We start from the raw sequence: 17734 nt of genomic DNA, 5'->3' as shown, positions 1-17734 counted from the left end.
CTGTACCTGTGGGAGCTGGCTTGCCGGCGATTGGGGCGCACCGCGCCCCCATTCCAAGCCACTTATAAAAATAGAGAGGCTACAACCGTGATCGACGCCCTGAACCACTTGCCGCGCCCCCGGGCCGGCGCCGACCAGTTGGCCGAGCGCTTCGGCGACCTGGCCCCACCCCTCACCGCTCGCCAGGCCGCCGTCGAAAGCGCGCGCTGCCTGTACTGCTACGACGCGCCCTGCGTCAACGCGTGCCCCAGTGACATCGACATCCCCTCGTTCATCCACCGCATCAGTGACGAAAACCTGCAAGGCGCCGCCGAGCGCATCCTCTCCGCCAACATCCTCGGCGGCAGCTGCGCCCGTGTATGCCCCACCGAAATCCTCTGCCAGCAAGCCTGCGTGCGCAACAACGCGCAGGAGTGTGCGCCGGTACTGATCGGCCAGCTTCAGCGCTACGCCCTGGACAACGCCCACTTCACCGAACACCCGTTCAAGCGTTCCCCGGCTACCGGCAAGCGCATCGCCGTGGTCGGTGCCGGGCCTGCCGGGCTGTCCTGTGCCCATCGCCTGGCCATGCACGGGCATGACGTGGTGGTGTTCGAGGCCTGCGACAAGGCTGGCGGCCTCAACGAGTACGGCATCGCCCGCTACAAACTGGTCGACGACTATGCGCAACGTGAAGTGGAATTCCTGCTGGGCATCGGTGGTATCGAAATTCGCCATGGCCAGCGCCTGGGCGGCAACCTCAGCCTGGGCGAACTGCGCGACCAGTACGACGCGGTATTCCTTGGCCTCGGCCTGAATGCCGTGCGCCAGTTGGGCCTGCCGGATGAAGAAGCCCCCGGCCTGCTCGCCGCCACCGCATACATCCGCGAACTGCGCCAGGCCGATGACCTGAGCCAACTGCCCTTGGCCGACCGCTGCCTGGTGATCGGTGCCGGCAACACCGCCATAGACATGGCCGTGCAGATGAGCCGCCTGGGCGCCCGCGATGTCAACCTGGTGTACCGCCGTGGCCACACCGACATGGGCGCCACCGGCCACGAGCAAGACATTGCCAAGGCCAACCAGGTGCGCCTGCACACCTGGGCCCGCCCCGATGCCGTACTGCTGGATGAGGCTGGCAAGGTGCGCGGCATGCGCTTCACCCGCACCGAGCTGGCCGACGGCCGCCTGCGCGACACCGGCGAAACCTTTGAGCTGGCCGCCGATGCCATCTTCAAGGCCATCGGCCAACGCTTCGACGATGCCAGCCTCGGCGACCCGGTGGCTGCACAACTGGCCCGCGAGGGTGAGCGCATCCGTGTCGACGAAACCCTGCAAACCAGCCTGCCGGGCGTGTATGCCGGCGGTGACTGCACCGCCCTGGGCCAGGACCTTACCGTCCAGGCCGTACAGCACGGCAAGCTGGCCGCCGAAGCCATCCATGCCCGACTCATGCTCAACGTGGAGGCAGCGTAAATGGCCGACTTGTCTATTGTGTTTGCCGGCATCAAGGCACCGAACCCGTTCTGGCTGGCTTCCGCGCCGCCCACCGACAAAGCCTACAACGTGGTCCGCGCCTTCGAGGCCGGCTGGGGCGGCGTGGTATGGAAAACCCTGGGCGAGGACCCGGCGGCGGTCAACGTGTCGTCGCGTTACTCAGCACACTACGGCGCCAACCGCCAGGTGCAGGGCATCAACAACATCGAGTTGATCACCGACCGTTCGCTGGACATCAACCTGCGCGAAATCACCCAGGTGAAGAAGGACTGGCCCGATCGCGCATTGATCGTGTCACTGATGGTGCCGTGCGTGGAAGAATCGTGGAAGTTCATCCTGCCACTGGTGGAAGCCACCGGGGCCGACGGCATCGAGCTTAACTTCGGCTGCCCGCACGGCATGCCTGAACGGGGTATGGGCGCGGCGGTCGGCCAGGTGCCGGAGTACGTGGAAATGGTCACCCGCTGGTGCAAGACGCACTGCTCGCTGCCGGTGATCGTGAAGCTTACGCCGAACATCACCGACATACGCCAATCGGCCCGTGCCGCGCACCGGGGCGGGGCCGATGCGGTGTCGTTGATCAACACCATCAACTCCATCACCAGTGTCGACCTCGACCGCATGGTCGCCCACCCCATCGTGGGGGACCAGAGCACCCACGGCGGTTACTGCGGCTCGGCGGTCAAGCCGATTGCGCTGAACATGGTGGCGGAAATCGCCCGCGACCCGGAAACACGCGGTTTGCCAATCTGCGGCATTGGCGGCATTGGCAACTGGCGTGATGCAGCGGAGTTCATGGCCCTGGGCAGCGGCGCCGTGCAGGTGTGCACGGCGGCGATGCTGCACGGGTTCCGCATTGTCGAGGACATGAAAGATGGCCTGGCGCGCTGGATGGACCAGCATGGGCATGCCACCATCGAAGCATTTCGCGGACAGGCGGTGGGGCATACCACCGACTGGAAGTACCTGGACATCAACTATAAATCGGTGGCCCATATCGACCAGGAGGCCTGCATTGGTTGTGGGCGCTGCCACATAGCCTGCGAGGACACCTCACACCAGGCCATTGCCAGCACGCTGAAGGCTGACGGCACGCATGCCTACAGCGTGATCGAGGAGGAATGCGTGGGCTGCAACCTGTGCCAGATCACCTGCCCGGTGGAAAGCTGCATCGAGATGGAGGCGCAGGATACCGGCAAGCCGTACCTGAACTGGACGCAGGATCCGCGTAACCCCTATCGCGAAGCCAGCTGAGCAATTGGGGCCGCTATGCGGCCCCTTTTCTCAGGTTCAGGGCTCCAGCCCAATCCCCCGCAAGATCACGCTGGTCACCGTCTGCACCGCGCTCTCGAACGCCATGTCCGAGAGCATCTCCCCGCCATTGAGCAGTTCAACCTGGTAGCCAAAGTCAGCATAGTGCTGGGTCGAAGCCCAGATCATGTACAGCAACGCCGACGGCTCCACCGGCAGAATGCGCCCCTCCTCTACCCAACGGCGGATCTTGGTCTCTTTCAACTTGGCCCAGGGCACCAGGCTTTCATCCAGGTTCACCCCCAGCACCGGCGCCCCGTGCAGCATTTCTTCGGCCCAGATCTTCGAACCCAGCGGCCGCGAACGCGAATGGCCCATCTTGGCGCGGATGTAACTGGTCAACACCACGCGTGGGTCGTCGAAGTTCTCGAAGCACAGTGCGTCCTGCTTCCACACGTCCAGCAAGTCTTGCAGTACCGCGCGGAACAGGTCGTCCTTGGTGCTGAAGTAATAGTGCAGGTTGGAGCGCGGCAACTCGGCCTGTTCGGCAATGTCGCCCATGGAGGTGGCGCCATAGCCTTTTTCAGCGAACACCTTTTCCGCCGCCTGCAGAATCTTCTCGATATTGCGCCGGCGGATTTCGATCTTGTGGTTGGCCATCAGCCCTGGGCCGTCCACACCGCCAGTTCATAACCGTCCGGGTCGATGAAGTGGAAGCGTCGCCCGCCGGGGAAGGCAAAAGTTGCCCGGCTGATTTTCGCCCCCGCCGCCTCGACCCGCTGCTGCGTGGCCTCCAGGTCGTCGGCATACAGAATGATCAGCGGCCCACCCGGAGTCACCGGCTCGCCTGTGGTAAAACCGCCAGTCAACCGGCCATCGCTGAACTCGGTGTAGGTAGGCCCGTAGTCGGTGAACGCCCAGCCGAACACGCTGCCATAGAAGGCCTTGCTCCGTGCGATGTCGCTGACATTGAACTCGATGTTGTCGATCTGCCGATCAGTACCGCGAATGCCCATGGGTGCTCCGTGCCTAAGGGGTTTGGCCTAGTCTACTCCGCTTGCTCCAACGTGGTGCAATCCCTTGGTGCACGTCGCACCTATCTGCAACTCGCCCGATCACGCACCGGGCACTGTGCCCGGTGCAGGTTGAGTGCAGTGTTGATGATGCCGATATGGCTAAACGCCTGAGGGTAGTTGCCAAGCATGCGCTGGCCGGCCAGGTCATATTGCTCGGCCAGCAGGCCAAGGTCGTTGCACAGGCCGGTCAGGCGTTCATACAGCGCCTGCGCCTCTGCCTGGCGCCCGAGTAATACATACACGTCAGCCAGCCAGAACGAGCACACCAGGAAAGTACCCTCCCCGGGCGTCAGGCCATCACTGCAACTGTCGCTGTCGTAACGCAACAGCAGGCCGTTCTTCAGCAAGCGCTGTTCGATCTGTTCAAGCGTGCGTAAAAAGCGTGGATCATCTGCCGGCAGAAATCCGGTCAGGGCGACCTGCAACAGGCTGGCGTCCATTTCTGTAGAACCGTAGGCCTGGACGAAATAACGTCCGCTGGCATCAAGGCCGCGCTCGCAGACTTCACGGTGAATCTCATCGGCTACCTGTCGGTAATGCCGCCCACGCTCACGGCCTTCCTCCGTGGTGTCGGCTAGCCCCGCAGCACGGTCGAAGGCGACCCACGCCATCACCTTGGAGTGCACGAATTGCTGCCGGCCACCGCGTACTTCCCAGATGCCTTCGTCCGGCTCGCGCCAGATACGCTCGACGTAAGGCAGGATTAGCCGCGAGATGGCGGCGCTGCGCGGGTGGCGCGGCAAACCGCCCTTGATCGCCTGGGTCATGGCATCGGCCAGTTCGCCGTAGATGTCCAGCTGCATCTGCTGCGAAGCGGCGTTGCCCACCCGCACGGGTTGCGAATGCTCGTAACCGGCCAGCCACGGCAAGGTGTATTCCTGCAAATCCCGTTCACCAGCCAGGCCATACATGATCTGCATCTGTTCGGGGTTGCCGGCCACCGAACGCAGCAGCCATTCACGCCAGGCCTGGGCTTCGTCGAAATAGCCAAGGTTCATGAACGCCAGCAGGGTCATGGTGGCGTCGCGCAGCCAGCAGAAGCGGTAGTCCCAGTTACGTTCCCCCCCCACGCGCTCGGGCAGCGAGGTGGTGACGGCGGCGACGATGCCACCCGTGGGGGCGTAGGTCATCGCCTTGAGGGTGAGCAACGAGCGGCGCACCAAAGCCGTGTAGGGACCTACGTGCGGGCAGCGGGCGGCAAAGGCCTGCCATTGGTCGATGGTGTGGTTCAGGGCCAGGTCACTGTCGCAGTCGGGTTGCACGGGCAGGTGCGAGGGCTGATGGCGCAGGCTGAAGATGTGCCGCTCACCTGTGCCAACGCGAAAACGGGCGACGGTATGGTGGTCGCGGGCATGGGGCCGCACGGTGCTGCACAGGATCAGTCGGTCAGGGCCAGCGACGGCGCTGAGGGTGAGTGGGTCGAGCCGTTCCACCCAGGGCACGCTGCGCCCGTAGTCGAAGCGCATGACCAAGTCCATTTCGAAGTTGGTTTCACCAGAGATGCCCTCGACGATTCGCACCACCGAATTGACTTCGCCCAGTGGCATGAAGTCGAGCACACGGGTACGGCCAGTGGCAGTGACCCAGGTGGTTTCCAGCACCAGGGAGTCGTCCAGGTATTGGCGACTGCTGTGCTCGACCGGGTCGCAGGGGGCCAGGCGCCAGCGGCCGTTTTCTTCGTTGCCCAGCAGTGCGGCGAATACGGCCGGGGCGTCAAAACGGGGCAGGCATAGCCAATCGAGTGAGCCATCGCGGCTGACCAGGGCGGCGCTGCGGCAGTTGCCCAGCAGGGCGTAGTCTTCGATGTGGGTGGGCATTCAACCTCCTTGATGTGATTGCCTGTGCCGGCCTCTTCGCGGCTAAAGCCGCTCCCACAGGGACCGCATCGTACCTGAGGGAAGTGATATCCCTGTGGGAGCGGCTTTAGCCGCGAAGGGGCCGGCACAGGCTTACAAAAACCTCACCCCAACCGGTGCCACTCCCGCTTGTCCCGCGCCAGCAGTTCGTTGCCTGCCTCGGGCCCATCGTCACCCGCCAGGTACTCATGCACTTCGCCATCCTGCGCCCAGGCATCGAGAAACGGCTGCACCGCGCGCCAACCGTTCTCGATGTTGTCGGCGCGCTGAAACAGGGTCTGATCACCGGTCAGGCAGTCGTAGATCAAGGTCTCGTAGCCGGTCGCCGGGGTCATCTTGAAGAAGTCTTTGTAGGCAAAGCCCAGCTCGACGTTCTCCATCACCAGCTCCGGCCCCGGCCGCTTGGCCTGCAGGTCGAACCACATGCCTTCGTTGGGCTGAATCTGGATTTTCAGGTAGTTGGGCTTGGGCCGCTCCAGCTCCGACTCGCGAAACTGCGCATAGGGCGCGGGCTTGAAGCAGATGGCGATTTCGGTATCGCGCACGCTCATGCGCTTGCCGGTACGCAGGTAGAACGGCACGCCGGCCCAGCGCCAGTTGTCGATCATGACCTTCAGTGCCACGAAGGTTTCGGTCTGGCTGTCGGCAGCGACATTGGCCTCCTGGCGGTAGCCGGGCAACGGCTTGCGCCCCTGCTTGCCGGCGACGTACTGGCCGCGCACGGAGTTTTTCAGGGCCATTTTCGCCGACCACGGGCGGATGGCGCCGACCACCTTGGCCTTTTCACTGCGCACGGCGTCAGCGCCGAACGCTGCGGGGGGCTCCATCGCCACCATCGCCAGCAACTGGAACAGGTGGTTGGGCACCATGTCGCGCAGGGCGCCGGTGCTGTCGTAGAACGCGCCACGGGTTTCGACGCCAACCGTTTCCGCAGCGGTGATCTGCACATGGTCGATGTAGTGGTTGTTCCAGAACGATTCGAACAGGCCGTTGGAAAAACGACTGACCAGAATGTTCTGCACCGTTTCTTTGCCCAGGTAATGGTCGATACGGTAGATCTGCCGCTCGCCCATCACCTTCAGCAGGCAGGCGTTGAGCGCCTCGGCGCTGGCCAGGTCGGTGCCGAACGGCTTCTCGACCACCACCCGGCGAAAGCCCCCGGCGGACTCGTCGAGCAAGCCGGCCTGCCCCAGGCGCTGGGCCACTTCGGGGAAGAACCGCGGCGAGGTTGCCAGGTAGAAGATCGCATTGCCATGGCTGGTCTTTTCGATGCGCTTGGCGATAGCCTGATAGGTCGCCGGATCGAGGAAATCGCCGGTCTGGTAATCCAGGCGTTTGGCCAGGCGTGCCCACAGCTTTTCGTCCAGGCATTTGGCCGTGCCCTTGTCCCGTTCGACCATGAACGCATGCAGGCGCCCGGCAAAATCCTCGGCGCTGGCCGGGTTGTGGTCGACGCCGACAATGCGCAGGTTGCGGTCCAGCAAACCGTCGCGGCTAAGGTTATATAGCGCCGGCATCAGCAGGCGCTTGACCAGGTCACCATTGGCGCCGAACAGGAACAGGGTGCAAGGCGGTGCAGCAGGAATGGTCTGTTTGGTCATTCGGCTTTCTTCTCGACATGGCCACCAAAGCCCAGGCGCATGGCCGAGAGGATCTTGTCACCGTAAGTGCCCTGCTGCTGACGCGAGCGGAAACGGGCGAACAGCGCACTAGACAACACCGGCACCGGCACCGCCTGTTCCACGGCGGCGTCGATGGTCCAGCGGCCCTCGCCACTGTCGGACACCGAACCGCTGAACTGCGAAAGCTGCGGGTCGGCCACCAAGGCATCGGCGGTGAGGTCGAGCAACCACGAAGTGACCACACTGCCGCGCCGCCACACTTCGGCGATCTCGGCCACGTTCAGGTCGAAGCGCTGGTCTTCGGGCAGCTCGTTGCCGCCCTTGCTGCGCAGCAGGTCGAAGCCTTCGGCATAGGCCTGCATCAGGCCGTATTCGATGCCGTTGTGCACCATCTTCACGTAGTGCCCGGCACCGGGTGGGCCGGCGTGAATGTAGCCATGTTCGGCACGCTGGTGCTCGCCGCTACGGCCATGAGTACGCGGGATGTCGCCCACGCCCGGCGCCAGCGCCTTGAACAGCGGCTCCAGGCGCTCGAACACGTCCTTTTCGCCACCGATCATCATGCAGTAGCCACGGTCCAGGCCCCACACACCGCCGGAGGTGCCCACGTCCAGGTAATGCAGGCCGCGCTTGGCCAGTTCAGCGGCGCGGCGCATGTCATCCTTGTAGAAGGTGTTGCCGCCGTCGATGATCGCATCGCCCGGCTCCAGCAGTTCGGCCAGCTGGGCGATGGTCTGCTCGGTCGGCTCACCGGCCGGCAGCATGACCCACACTGCGCGCGGCGCTTTCAGTTTTTGTACCAGCGCACCGAGGTCGTGCGCGCCTTGAGCACCCTCGCCCTCCAGCCCGGTGATGGCCTCACGGTTGCGGTCGTGTACCACGGTGCGGTGGCCGGCGCGCATCAGGCGCCTTGCGATATTGCCGCCCATGCGGCCCAGCCCGACGATTCCCAGTTGCATGAGCCGATGCTCCCCTTTCGAAATGGTTGACGACACAGTCCAGCTTTTCAGATTAGTCCAGCGTACCGCATGAGGGTTCAGCGACGAACGGCGAGACCACGATAAACAAAAAAGTTCCCAAGCCCTGCGAAAGAATTCAGAATGCGCCCCGCGTGAAGCGTCTACGCTTTGACTTGTCACCAGCCAAAACCGCGAGGTGTGCTCATGGGTACCTTGATGCCTGCAACCCCAACCCAGACCCTCTATGTCTCCGTGCGCCGTGATGAGCTGCGTAAACTGAAAGACGAACGTGACCAGCTGCGCCAGCAGGTCGCCCAACTGAACCTGCTGCTGGCGCAAGCGCGTACCGACGGCAAAGCCGTCAGCCTCTGATCTTTCCTTCCTCTCAGTGGGGGCTGTAGGGCTCCCACCTGCTGACTCTACTTTTCCAGGTCAGTCCCCTTCGCGGGTAAATCGGATCGCCGCACCGCCGCTCCCACAGGATTCATGTTGCCTCTGATATCCCACATAACCTGTGGGAGCGGGTTCACCCGCGAAGAAGCAAACGCCCATCCAATGCCCCACTATGGTGCAACCGCCCACTCCAGCCACAATTTGGCGCACCCGCGAAACGCCTTCGGCAAACCTTTTCACATCTGGTCACATACGCCAACGTTTGCGTCTATTTCGCACCTGACAATAGTGACCAGTGGGTCACCTTTTTATCGCTTTCTCTCCTACACTCGGTTTTCGGCCCGCCATTTGCTCAAGGGAAGAGTGACGTAAAAAAGTCGAACTTTAAGGAAAGCCGGCGGGTCAGGAATTAAGTAGGCCACACGCATGGGGCATTCCCATCCACGGCCCACCCACCCCAACCAGTCCAATCGCCTGCGGCCGGAATGCCGACAGTGCTGTGCCTGCGCGCACGACTCAGGGGCATGGAACGCACTACGCAGATTCGAATTAGAGAGAACCAACACGATATATCGCCACGGGTGCCAGCACCCGGCCAAAGCATAGGGACGGAGAGAAGTATGATCAGTGCCGCTGTCGAGCCTCACGTAGATTCATTCAACCCGGACAACCGCGAGCCGCTCACCCCGGACTTCGCCAAGACAGGCACGGCACCCGGCGCCCAGCGCCAGCACAACCCCAACAAGCGCAAGATCCTGTTCGTGACGTCGGAAATCGCCGACCTGGTGAAAACCGGTGGCCTGGGCGACGTATCTGCCGCCCTGCCCCGCGCCTTGGCGCACCTGCACGATGTGCGGGTGCTGATCCCCGGCTACCGCCAGGTGATGGAAAGCGACAACCCCATCCACATCGTCGGTGAACTGGGCGGCCACGCGGCACTGCCGCCGTGCAAGATCGGGCGCATGGACATGGCCGATGGCCTGGTGATCTATGTGCTGATCTGCCCCGAACTGTACCAGCGCGACGGCACGCCCTATGGTGCCAACAATGGCCGCGACTGGCCCGACAACCACATCCGCTTCGCCCGCCTGGGCCTGGCCGCCGCCGAAATTGCTGCTGGCGAAGGCAAGATCCACTGGACACCCGAAGTGGTGCACGCCCATGACTGGCCCGCCGGCCTGGCCCCGGCCTACATGCACTGGCGCGGGCTAAGCACGCCTACCCTGTTCACCATTCACAACCTGGCCTACCAAGGTGTGTACAGCCGGGGTTGCAGCCCGGAGTTGGCGATTCCCGACCACGCCATGCAGCAGGAAGGCATGGAGTTCTACGGCAAGCTGTCGTTCCTCAAGGCGGGCCTGGCCTACTCCAGCCACATCACCACGGTCAGCGCCACTTATGCCCGGGAAATCACCACCCCGGAATTTGGCTGCGGCCTGGACGGTTTTCTGGCCAGCAAGGCCCAGCAAGGGCTGCTCGGTGGCATCCCCAACGGCATCGACGAAAGCTGGGATTCAGCCACCGACAAGCACCTGCAACACAACTTCAGCATCAACGACTGGGAAGGCAAGGCACGCAACACCCAGGAAGTGCGTGATCTATTCGGCCTGGAAGCCTCGGAAGGCCCGCTGTTCGCCGTCGTTTCGCGGCTGGTCTATCAGAAGGGGCTGGACCTGACCCTGGGCGTGGCCGACTACATCGTCGAGCAAGGCGGGCAGATTGCGATCATCGGCCGTGGCGAGCCGGAAGAAGAACAGGCCATGCGTGAACTGGCGCTGCGCCACCCGGGCCGCATCGGCGTGCGCATCGGCTTCAACGAAACCGACGCACGGCGCATGTTCGCCGGCAGCGACTTCTTGCTGATGCCGTCGCGCTATGAGCCGTGCGGCCTCAGCCAGATGTACGCACAGCGCTTCGGCTCGCTGCCGGTGGCGCGCAATACTGGCGGCCTGGCCGACACCATCGAGTGCGGTGTTACCGGCTTCCTGTTCAACGAGTCCACCGTCGAGAGCTACCGCCAGGCACTCAGCCGCGCCTTCTATGTGTACGGCAAGAAGGACCTGCTGAACGCCATGCGCTGCCTGTCGATGACTCAGCCGTTCAACTGGTGCCAAGCGGTGGAACCCTATGCCCGTCTCTATGAGGACCTGGTCAAGCAGGCACAGCTGAGCCATTACTGAGCGAGGGCCAGAAGATGCACAGGCATGGCGCACGCTTGCTGGACGCCACGTCGGCGCGCTTCGCCCTCTGGGCACCCGATGCGCGCAGCGTGAGCGTGGAACTGGAGCAGCAGCCGGCCATCGCGCTGCTGCCGGATAAAGATGGCTGGTACACCGGCGTGGCCCCGTGCCAGGCCGGTGACCGTTACCACTACCGCATCGACGGCGAACTGCGGGTTGCCGACCCGGCCTCGCGCTACCAGCCTGAAGGGGTACAGGGGCCGAGCCAAGTGGTGGATGTGGCCGGTTACCCTTGGCAACACACGTGGCAAGGTCGGCGCTGGCACGAAGCGGTGATCCAGGAGCTGCATGTCGGCTTGCTCGATGGCTACGACGGCGTCGCACGGCAGTTGCCACGCCTGGCCGAACTGGGCATCAGTGCCGTCGAACTGATGCCACTTGGGCAGTTCCCCGGTGAACGCAATTGGGGTTATGACGGCGTGCTGCCGTACGCACCACAAAACACCTACGGCAGCCCCGAACAGTTATGCGCCTTGGTCGATCAAGCCCACGGCCACGGGCTGATGGTGCTGGTGGACGTGGTGTACAACCACTTTGGCCCCGACGGCAATTACCTGCACCAGTACGCCAGCCCATTCTTCCGCGAAGACCGGCAGACGCCTTGGGGCGCCGCCATCGACTTCCGCCGCCCGCAGGTGCGCGAGTACTTCATCCAGAACGCCCTGATGTGGCTGTGCGACTACCGCTGCGACGGCCTGCGCCTGGATGCCGTGCATGCCATCGACCAGCCCGACTTCCTGATCGAGCTGGCGCAACGCGTGCGCGCCGCCGTGGAACCCGGCCGCCAGGTGTGGCTGGTGCTGGAAAACGAGCACAACCAGGCCGGCCTGCTGGAGCAAGGCTTCGACGCCCAGTGGAACGACGACGGCCACAATGCCCTGCATGTGCTGCTGACCGGCGAAACCGAAGGCTACTACGCCGATTACCAGCAACGCCCCATCGAGCAACTGGCGCGCTGCCTGGCCGAAGGCTTCGTGTTCCAGGGCCAGGCCAACCGCCATGGCACGCCCCGCGGCGAACCCAGCGGGCACCTGGCGCCCAGCGCCTTTGTGTTGTTCCTGCAGAACCACGACCAGGTCGGCAACCGCGCCCTGGGCGAACGCCTGACCCGCCTGTGCCCGCCGCCGGCCTTGCGGGCGGCCACTGGCCTGCTGCTGTTGGCCCCGATGATCCCGCTGCTGTTCATGGGTGATGACGATGGCAGCTGCCGGCCGTTCCTGTTTTTCACCGACTTTCATGACCAACTGGCCGACGCCGTGCGCGAAGGCCGGCGCGGCGAATTCGCCCACTTCAACGCGTTCGCCGACCCCGAGCAACGCGCGCGTATTCCCGACCCCAACGCCGAACAGACCTTCGAAGCGTCACGCCCGCAAAACAACGAAGTGATCGCCGGCTGGCACGGCCTGTACCAGCAACTGCTCGACCTGCGCCGCCGTCATGTCATCCCGCACCTGCCCGGTAGCCGTTCACTGGGCACCGAGGTGCACGGCGAAAAGGCGCTGACCGCACGCTGGCACCTGGGCGATGGCAACACCCTGCGTATCGACCTGAACCTGGGCGACACACCGCAGTCCATCGAATTACCCGCCGCGTCCACTCGGCTGTTCGACAGCAGCGACACCCGACACCCCGATAGCCAACTGGCGGCCTACAGCTGTGTGGTCAGCCTGCTTCCCCCTGATCTGGAGCGTCCATGAGCGAAACCGCCCTGCACCGCCTGGCAAACCGCGTCGGGCTGAGCCGCGACTGGATCGACGCCAACGCCCGGCCCCAGCGCGTCAGTGATGAGGTGCTGCGCAGTATCCTGGAAGGCCTGGGCCACCCCGCCGCCGATGACACCGCCATTGCCGCCAGCCTGCGCGCTGTGGAGGCCGCAGAAGACAGCGAGCACCTGCCACCCCTGCTGACCGCCGACCTTGGCCAGCCACTGGCGCTCGCACGCTACTTCAGTGCTGCCAGCGTCGCGCACTGCACCCTGGAAGACCACACCTCACGTACCCTCAGCCTCGACGATCAGGCGCGCCTGCCCGGCGAGCTACCCATTGGCTACCACCACGTGGAAATCGACAGCCGCCGCTTCACCGTGGCCGTGGCACCGCCGCGCTGTCACAGCCTGGAAGACAAGGTGCCGCAACCCCCGCCACGCTGCTGGGGCCTGGCCGTGCAGCTGTACAGCCTGCGCCGCCCCGGCGACGGCGGCTACGGCGATTGCCTGGCCCTGGAGCAACTGGCCCGTTCCGCTGCCGAACGCGGCGCCGATGCCTTGGCCATCAGCCCGATCCACGCCCTGTCGGCCATCGACCAGGAACACTACAGCCCCTACTCGCCCTCCAGCCGCCTGCTGCTCAACACCCTGTACGCCAGCCCCGCTGCGCTGCTGGGTGAACGGGAGGTGCGCATGGCCATCGAAGCCTGCGGCCTGGAGCAGCAACTGGAAGACCTGGAACAACGCTCACTGGTCGATTGGCCACGCGCCGCCAGCGCCCGACTGCGCCTGTTCGAAGCGCTGTACCAAGGCTTTAGCCAGGGCAACCATCCACTGCGCGCGGATTTCGACAGCTTCCGCGAAGCCGGCGGCCAGGCGCTTGAGCACCACTGCCGCTTCGAGGTACTGCAAGCACAGGCGGTAGAGCATGGCCTGGGCGCCGACTGGCGCAACTGGCCCAAGGCCTGGCACGACCCGTACCACCCTGAAGTTGAAGCTTTTGCCAACGCCTACCCGGCCAAGGTCGAGTTCCATGCCTTTTGCCAATGGCTGACCGAACGGGGCCTGCAGCGTGCGCAGGACGCCGCACGCAGCAACGGCATGAGCGTTGGCCTGATCGCCGACCTGGCCGTGGGTGCCGACGGTGCCGGCAGCCAGGCCTGGAGCCGCCAGGACGAACTGCTGGCGGGCCTCAAGGTGGGTGCGCCGCCCGACATCCTCAACCGCGCCGGGCAGGACTGGGGCATCTGCGCGTTCTCGCCCGAAGGCCTCAAGCGCAATGGCTACCGCGCCTTCATCGAAATGCTGCGGGCCAACCTCGCCCACGCGGGCGGGCTGCGCATCGACCATGTGATGGGCCTGCGCCGGCTGTGGCTGATCCCACAGGGCGCCAAGCCCAGTGAAGGTGCCTACCTCAATTACCCACTGGACGACCTGCTGCGCCTGCTGGCGCTGGAGTCGGTGCGCCATCAGGCGATCATCCTGGGCGAAGACCTGGGCACCGTGCCCGATGGCCTGCGCGAAACCCTGGCAGAGAAAGCCGTGCTGGGCATGCGCGTGCTGCCCTTCGAGCAAACCCAGCCCGGCCAGTTCAAGCCGATTCTCGACTGGCCGGACAACGCGCTGGCCACCACCGGCACCCACGACCTGGCGCCCCTGGCCGGCTGGCTGGAAAACCGCGACATCGACTGGAGCCACCGCTTGCAGCTGATCGATGCCGCCACCGAATTGCACTGGCGCCATGACCGCCAGAAAGAGCACGACGGCCTGCGCCGTACCCTGGAAGCCAACTACGGTGCGTTGAAAGACAACGACGCGCTGATCGATGCCGCCATCCGCTACGTCGGCCATACCCGCGCGCCGCTGGTGCTGGTGCCTTTGGAAGACCTCCTCGGTTGTGACGAGCAGCCCAACCTGCCGGGCACCACCGCCGGGCACCCCAACTGGCGCCGGCGTTTCGCCTTGCCAGTCCGCGATCTGCTCGATGACGAAGATGCCGCACGGCGCCTGGAACTGCTGGCCCAGGCCCGCGAACAGGCCTGGGAGCGCGACCGATGAAGCCGCTGACCGCGACCCTGCGCCTGCAATTTCACAGCGACTTCACCCTTGACCATGCCGTGCCGCTGGTGCCGTACTTCGCCCAGCTGGGCATCAGCCACCTGTATGCATCGCCCATCCTCAAAGCCCGTGCTGGCTCGCGCCATGGCTACAACGTGGTCGACCCGACCTGCGTCAACCCCGAACTGGGCGGCGAGGCCGCGCTGGAACGGCTGGTCGCCGCCCTGCGCCAGCATGGCATGGGGCTGATCCTCGACACGGTGTCCAACCACATGGCCGTGGGCGGCGCCGACAACCCCTGGTGGCAGAGCTTGCTGGCCTGGGGCCGGCGCAGCCCGTATGCAGAATTCTTCGACATCCAGTGGCATTCCAGCGACCCGCTGCTGGCCGGGCAACTGCTGCTGCCATTCCTGGGCAGCGACTATGGCGTGGCATTGAAGCATGGCGAGATACCGCTGGAATTCGACAAGCATCACGGCTTGCTGCAAGTGGCGCATTACGAGCATCGCTTCCCGATCTGCCCGGTCGACTATGGCTGGATCCTGGCGCTCAGCCCGGAGCCGGCCCTGAAAGCCCTGGCCGAGCACTTCACCGCCTTGAGCGACTCGGCCACGCCGCTTGCCGATGCCCTCCCGCTGCAAGCCGAACTGGCCCGCCTGGCCCGCGAGGGCGCCGACCTCGACTCGGCCCTGCTGGCGTTCGACAGCCGCAGCGAGGCCGGCTTCAAGCGCCTGCACCTGCTGCTGGAGCGCCAGACCTACCGCCTGGCCAGCTGGCGCACCGCCGCCGACGACATCAACTGGCGGCGCTTTTTCGACATCAACGAACTCGGCGGGCTGCGGGTGGAGCGCACGGCGGTGTTCGAGGCCACCCACGCCAAGCTGTTCGAACTGATCGAACGCGGCCTGGTGGACGGCCTGCGCATTGACCATATCGACGGCCTTGCCGACCCGCGTGGCTACTGCCGCAAGCTGCGCCGGCGCGTCGATGGCCTGTTGGCACGCCGGCCTTTGCAGGCTGCCCTGGAGCACTTCCCGATCTATGTGGAGAAGATCCTCGGCGCCAACGAGCACCTGCACCGAGACTGGCTCACCGACGGCACCACCGGCTACGAGTTCATGAACCAAATCTCGCTGTTGCAGCACGACCCGGCTGGCGAAGCGCCGCTGACGGAGCTGTGGGCCAGCGTCACCGAGCGCCCGGACTTCCCAGAAGAAATGCGTCAGGCGCGCCACCTGGTGCTCAACGCCAGCCTGGCCGGGGACTGCGAATCGGTAGCCCAGGCCTTGTTGCAGGTCGCACGCAACGACCTGATGACCCGCGACCTGACCCTGGGCGCCATTCGCCGGGCCTTGCAGGCACTGGTAGCGCATTACCCGGTGTACCGCACTTACTTCAACGCCTGCGGGCGGCCGGCTGAAGACGAAGGGTTTTTCCAGCAGGCGCTGACCAACGCCCGGCAAGACCTCGGCGAAGCCGACTGGCCGCTGCTGGAGCACCTTGAGCAATGGCTGGGCGGGCAAGGCTGGCGACACCTGCCACCGGGCCGCGCCCGCAAGCAGTTGCGCCATGCCTGCGTGCGTTTCCAGCAGCTGACCGCGCCCAGTGCCGCCAAGGCCGTGGAAGACACCGCCTTCTACCGCAGTGCCCGGCTGCTGTCGCGCAACGACGTAGGCTTCGAGGCCGAACGTTTCAGCGCCCCGCCCATGCACCTCCACAACGAAGCCCAGCGGCGCCTGCGCGACTTCCCCGACAACCTGCTGGCCACCGCCACGCACGACCACAAGCGCGGCGAAGACACCCGCGCACGCCTGGCCGTGCTGAGCGAGCGCGGCCCGTGGCTGGCCAGCCGGGTGGAGCATTGGCGCGAACTGGCCGAGCCCCTGCGTACGCAGCTGGACGATGGCCTGGCACCCAGCCCCGGCGACGAGCTGATGCTGTTGCAAACCCTGCTGGGCAGTTGGCCGCTGGCCCTCGACCTGCACGACGGCAACGCCCTGCGCCAGTACGCCGAACGCATCCGCCAGTGGCAGCAGAAGGCCCTGCGCGAAGCCAAGTTGCGCAGCAGCTGGAGCGCTCCGAACGACGCCTACGAAAACGCCTGTGCCCGTTACATCGACAGCCTGCTGCTGGACAACGAGAACCAGCAGCTGCGCAAATCCGTGGCCGATGCCGCGCAGCTGCTGGCCTGCCCCGGCGCCCTCAATGGCCTGGTGCAGGCGTTGCTGCGCATGACCACGCCCGGTGTACCCGACCTGTACCAGGGCAACGAGTATTGGGACTTCAGCCTGGTCGACCCGGACAACCGCCGTGCGGTGGACTACGCTTGCAGGCGTGCCACCCTGGACGATGCCACGCCCGCCACCGAGCTGCTGGCCCACTGGCGCGACGGCCGCATCAAGCAGGCCCTGATCGCCCGGCTGCTGGACTGCCGCCAGGCCCACGCCGACCTGTTCCGCCGCGGCGCTTACCTGCCGCTGACGGTGCAAGGCCGGCATGCAGACCATGTGATCGCCTTTGCCCGCCTGGGTGAAGGCGAACGCGCCATCGTCGTCGCCCCGCGCCTGGCCAGTGGCCTGCTGGGCGGCGCTGCAACCCCGTTGATCCCGGCACAGAACTGGGACGACACCCGGCTGGTACTGCCGTTTGCCTTGTCGCCTGTCAACTCGACGGGACTTTTCCCCTGTGCGGCGGTCAGCCCTTCAAGGGAGCTGATGTTGAGCGCCGTGCTGGCGGAGTTTCCGGTCAACCTGTTGATACAACAATCTTGAGCATCAGGAGCGTCATGATGAGTGTCGATGAAAAACGTATTCGCGAATTTGCCTACCAGATCTGGGAGTCCGAAGGTAAGCCCGCCGGCCAGGAAGACCGCCACTGGGACATGGGCCGCAAGCTGGCCGAGGCTGAGGCACTAGCGCCCAAGGCGGCGCCGCGCAAAAAGGCACCGGCCAAGCCCAAGGTAGCAGCTGAGCCCAAAGCACCCGCAGAACCCAAGGTTGCTGCACTGCCGGGTGTCAAACCTGCTGCGGCGAAAAAGCCCCGGGCAGTGAAAAAGCCTACTGCCGGTTAAGCCTGTACCGGCCCTATCGCCGGCAAGC

At 64.9% G+C, this 17734-nt stretch carries 13 protein-coding genes; 8 read left to right on the top strand and 5 right to left on the bottom strand.

The window, feature by feature from the left end:
• Window positions 1-87 precede the first annotated feature (87 nt).
• Both A0O30_RS11750 and preA read left to right on the top strand, forming a co-directional pair.
• Window positions 88-1455 carry an NAD(P)-dependent oxidoreductase gene (locus A0O30_RS11750; protein WP_105946595.1) on the top strand — a complete coding sequence of 456 codons (1368 nt, stop codon included), beginning with the start codon at window positions 88-90 and terminating at the stop codon, window positions 1453-1455.
• Entirely contained in the window at window positions 1456-2730 is a 1275-nt protein-coding gene (preA, locus tag A0O30_RS11745) for an NAD-dependent dihydropyrimidine dehydrogenase subunit PreA (protein ID WP_105946594.1), read from the top strand.
• A gap of 36 nt (window positions 2731-2766) precedes the next feature.
• Here preA and A0O30_RS11740 read toward each other — a convergent pair whose 3' ends face one another.
• From A0O30_RS11740 to gnd, 5 genes are all read right to left on the bottom strand, one after another.
• Window positions 2767-3387, bottom strand: a complete 621-nt coding sequence (locus A0O30_RS11740; protein ID WP_105946789.1) for a TetR/AcrR family transcriptional regulator — start codon at window positions 3385-3387, stop codon at window positions 2767-2769.
• Entirely contained in the window at window positions 3387-3743 is a 357-nt protein-coding gene (locus tag A0O30_RS11735) for a VOC family protein (RefSeq protein WP_105946593.1), read from the bottom strand. The genes A0O30_RS11740 and A0O30_RS11735 overlap by 1 nt, the downstream gene beginning before the upstream one ends.
• Window positions 3744-3823: 80 nt before the next feature.
• Window positions 3824-5620, bottom strand: a complete 1797-nt coding sequence (locus tag A0O30_RS11730; RefSeq protein WP_105946592.1) for a glycoside hydrolase family 15 protein — start codon at window positions 5618-5620, stop codon at window positions 3824-3826.
• Between the two features lie 143 nt (window positions 5621-5763).
• On the bottom strand, window positions 5764-7260 hold the full coding sequence (gene zwf, locus A0O30_RS11725; protein ID WP_105946591.1) for a glucose-6-phosphate dehydrogenase: 1497 nt from the start codon (window positions 7258-7260) through the stop codon (window positions 5764-5766).
• A complete protein-coding gene (gene gnd / locus A0O30_RS11720; RefSeq protein WP_256589655.1) occupies window positions 7257-8420 on the bottom strand; it encodes a phosphogluconate dehydrogenase (NAD(+)-dependent, decarboxylating) in 1164 nt (387 codons plus the stop codon). The genes zwf and gnd overlap by 4 nt, the downstream gene beginning before the upstream one ends.
• A 24-nt stretch (window positions 8421-8444) precedes the next feature.
• On the opposite strand from gnd, the gene A0O30_RS27845 reads away from it, so the two are divergent.
• The 6 genes from A0O30_RS27845 (at window position 8445) to A0O30_RS11695 (ending at window position 17706) form a co-directional block, all read left to right on the top strand.
• Window positions 8445-8612, top strand: coding sequence for a DUF6026 family protein (locus A0O30_RS27845; protein ID WP_013973320.1), 168 nt, complete (start codon window positions 8445-8447; stop codon window positions 8610-8612).
• A gap of 641 nt (window positions 8613-9253) precedes the next feature.
• Window positions 9254-10813 carry a glycogen synthase GlgA gene (gene glgA / locus A0O30_RS11715; protein WP_105946590.1) on the top strand — a complete coding sequence of 520 codons (1560 nt, stop codon included), beginning with the start codon at window positions 9254-9256 and terminating at the stop codon, window positions 10811-10813.
• 14 nt (window positions 10814-10827) lie between these two features.
• Window positions 10828-12570, top strand: coding sequence for a malto-oligosyltrehalose trehalohydrolase (gene treZ / locus A0O30_RS11710; RefSeq protein ID WP_105946589.1), 1743 nt, complete (start codon window positions 10828-10830; stop codon window positions 12568-12570).
• Complete coding sequence (gene malQ / locus A0O30_RS11705) at window positions 12567-14636, top strand: 4-alpha-glucanotransferase (RefSeq protein ID WP_105946588.1); 2070 nt, start codon at window positions 12567-12569, stop codon at window positions 14634-14636. Before treZ ends, malQ begins: the two co-directional genes overlap by 4 nt.
• Entirely contained in the window at window positions 14633-17407 is a 2775-nt protein-coding gene (locus tag A0O30_RS11700; RefSeq protein ID WP_105946587.1) for a malto-oligosyltrehalose synthase, read from the top strand. Before malQ ends, A0O30_RS11700 begins: the two co-directional genes overlap by 4 nt.
• Before the next feature lie 14 nt (window positions 17408-17421).
• Window positions 17422-17706 carry a DUF2934 domain-containing protein gene (locus A0O30_RS11695; protein WP_105946586.1) on the top strand — a complete coding sequence of 95 codons (285 nt, stop codon included), beginning with the start codon at window positions 17422-17424 and terminating at the stop codon, window positions 17704-17706.
• The last annotated feature ends 28 nt before the right edge of the window (window positions 17707-17734 follow it).

The organism is Pseudomonas sp. LLC-1, from assembly GCF_002992185.1.
GTDB classification, from domain to species: Bacteria; Pseudomonadota; Gammaproteobacteria; order Pseudomonadales; family Pseudomonadaceae; genus Aquipseudomonas; species Aquipseudomonas monteilii.
This window is presented reverse-complemented; position numbering and strand designations above follow the sequence as displayed.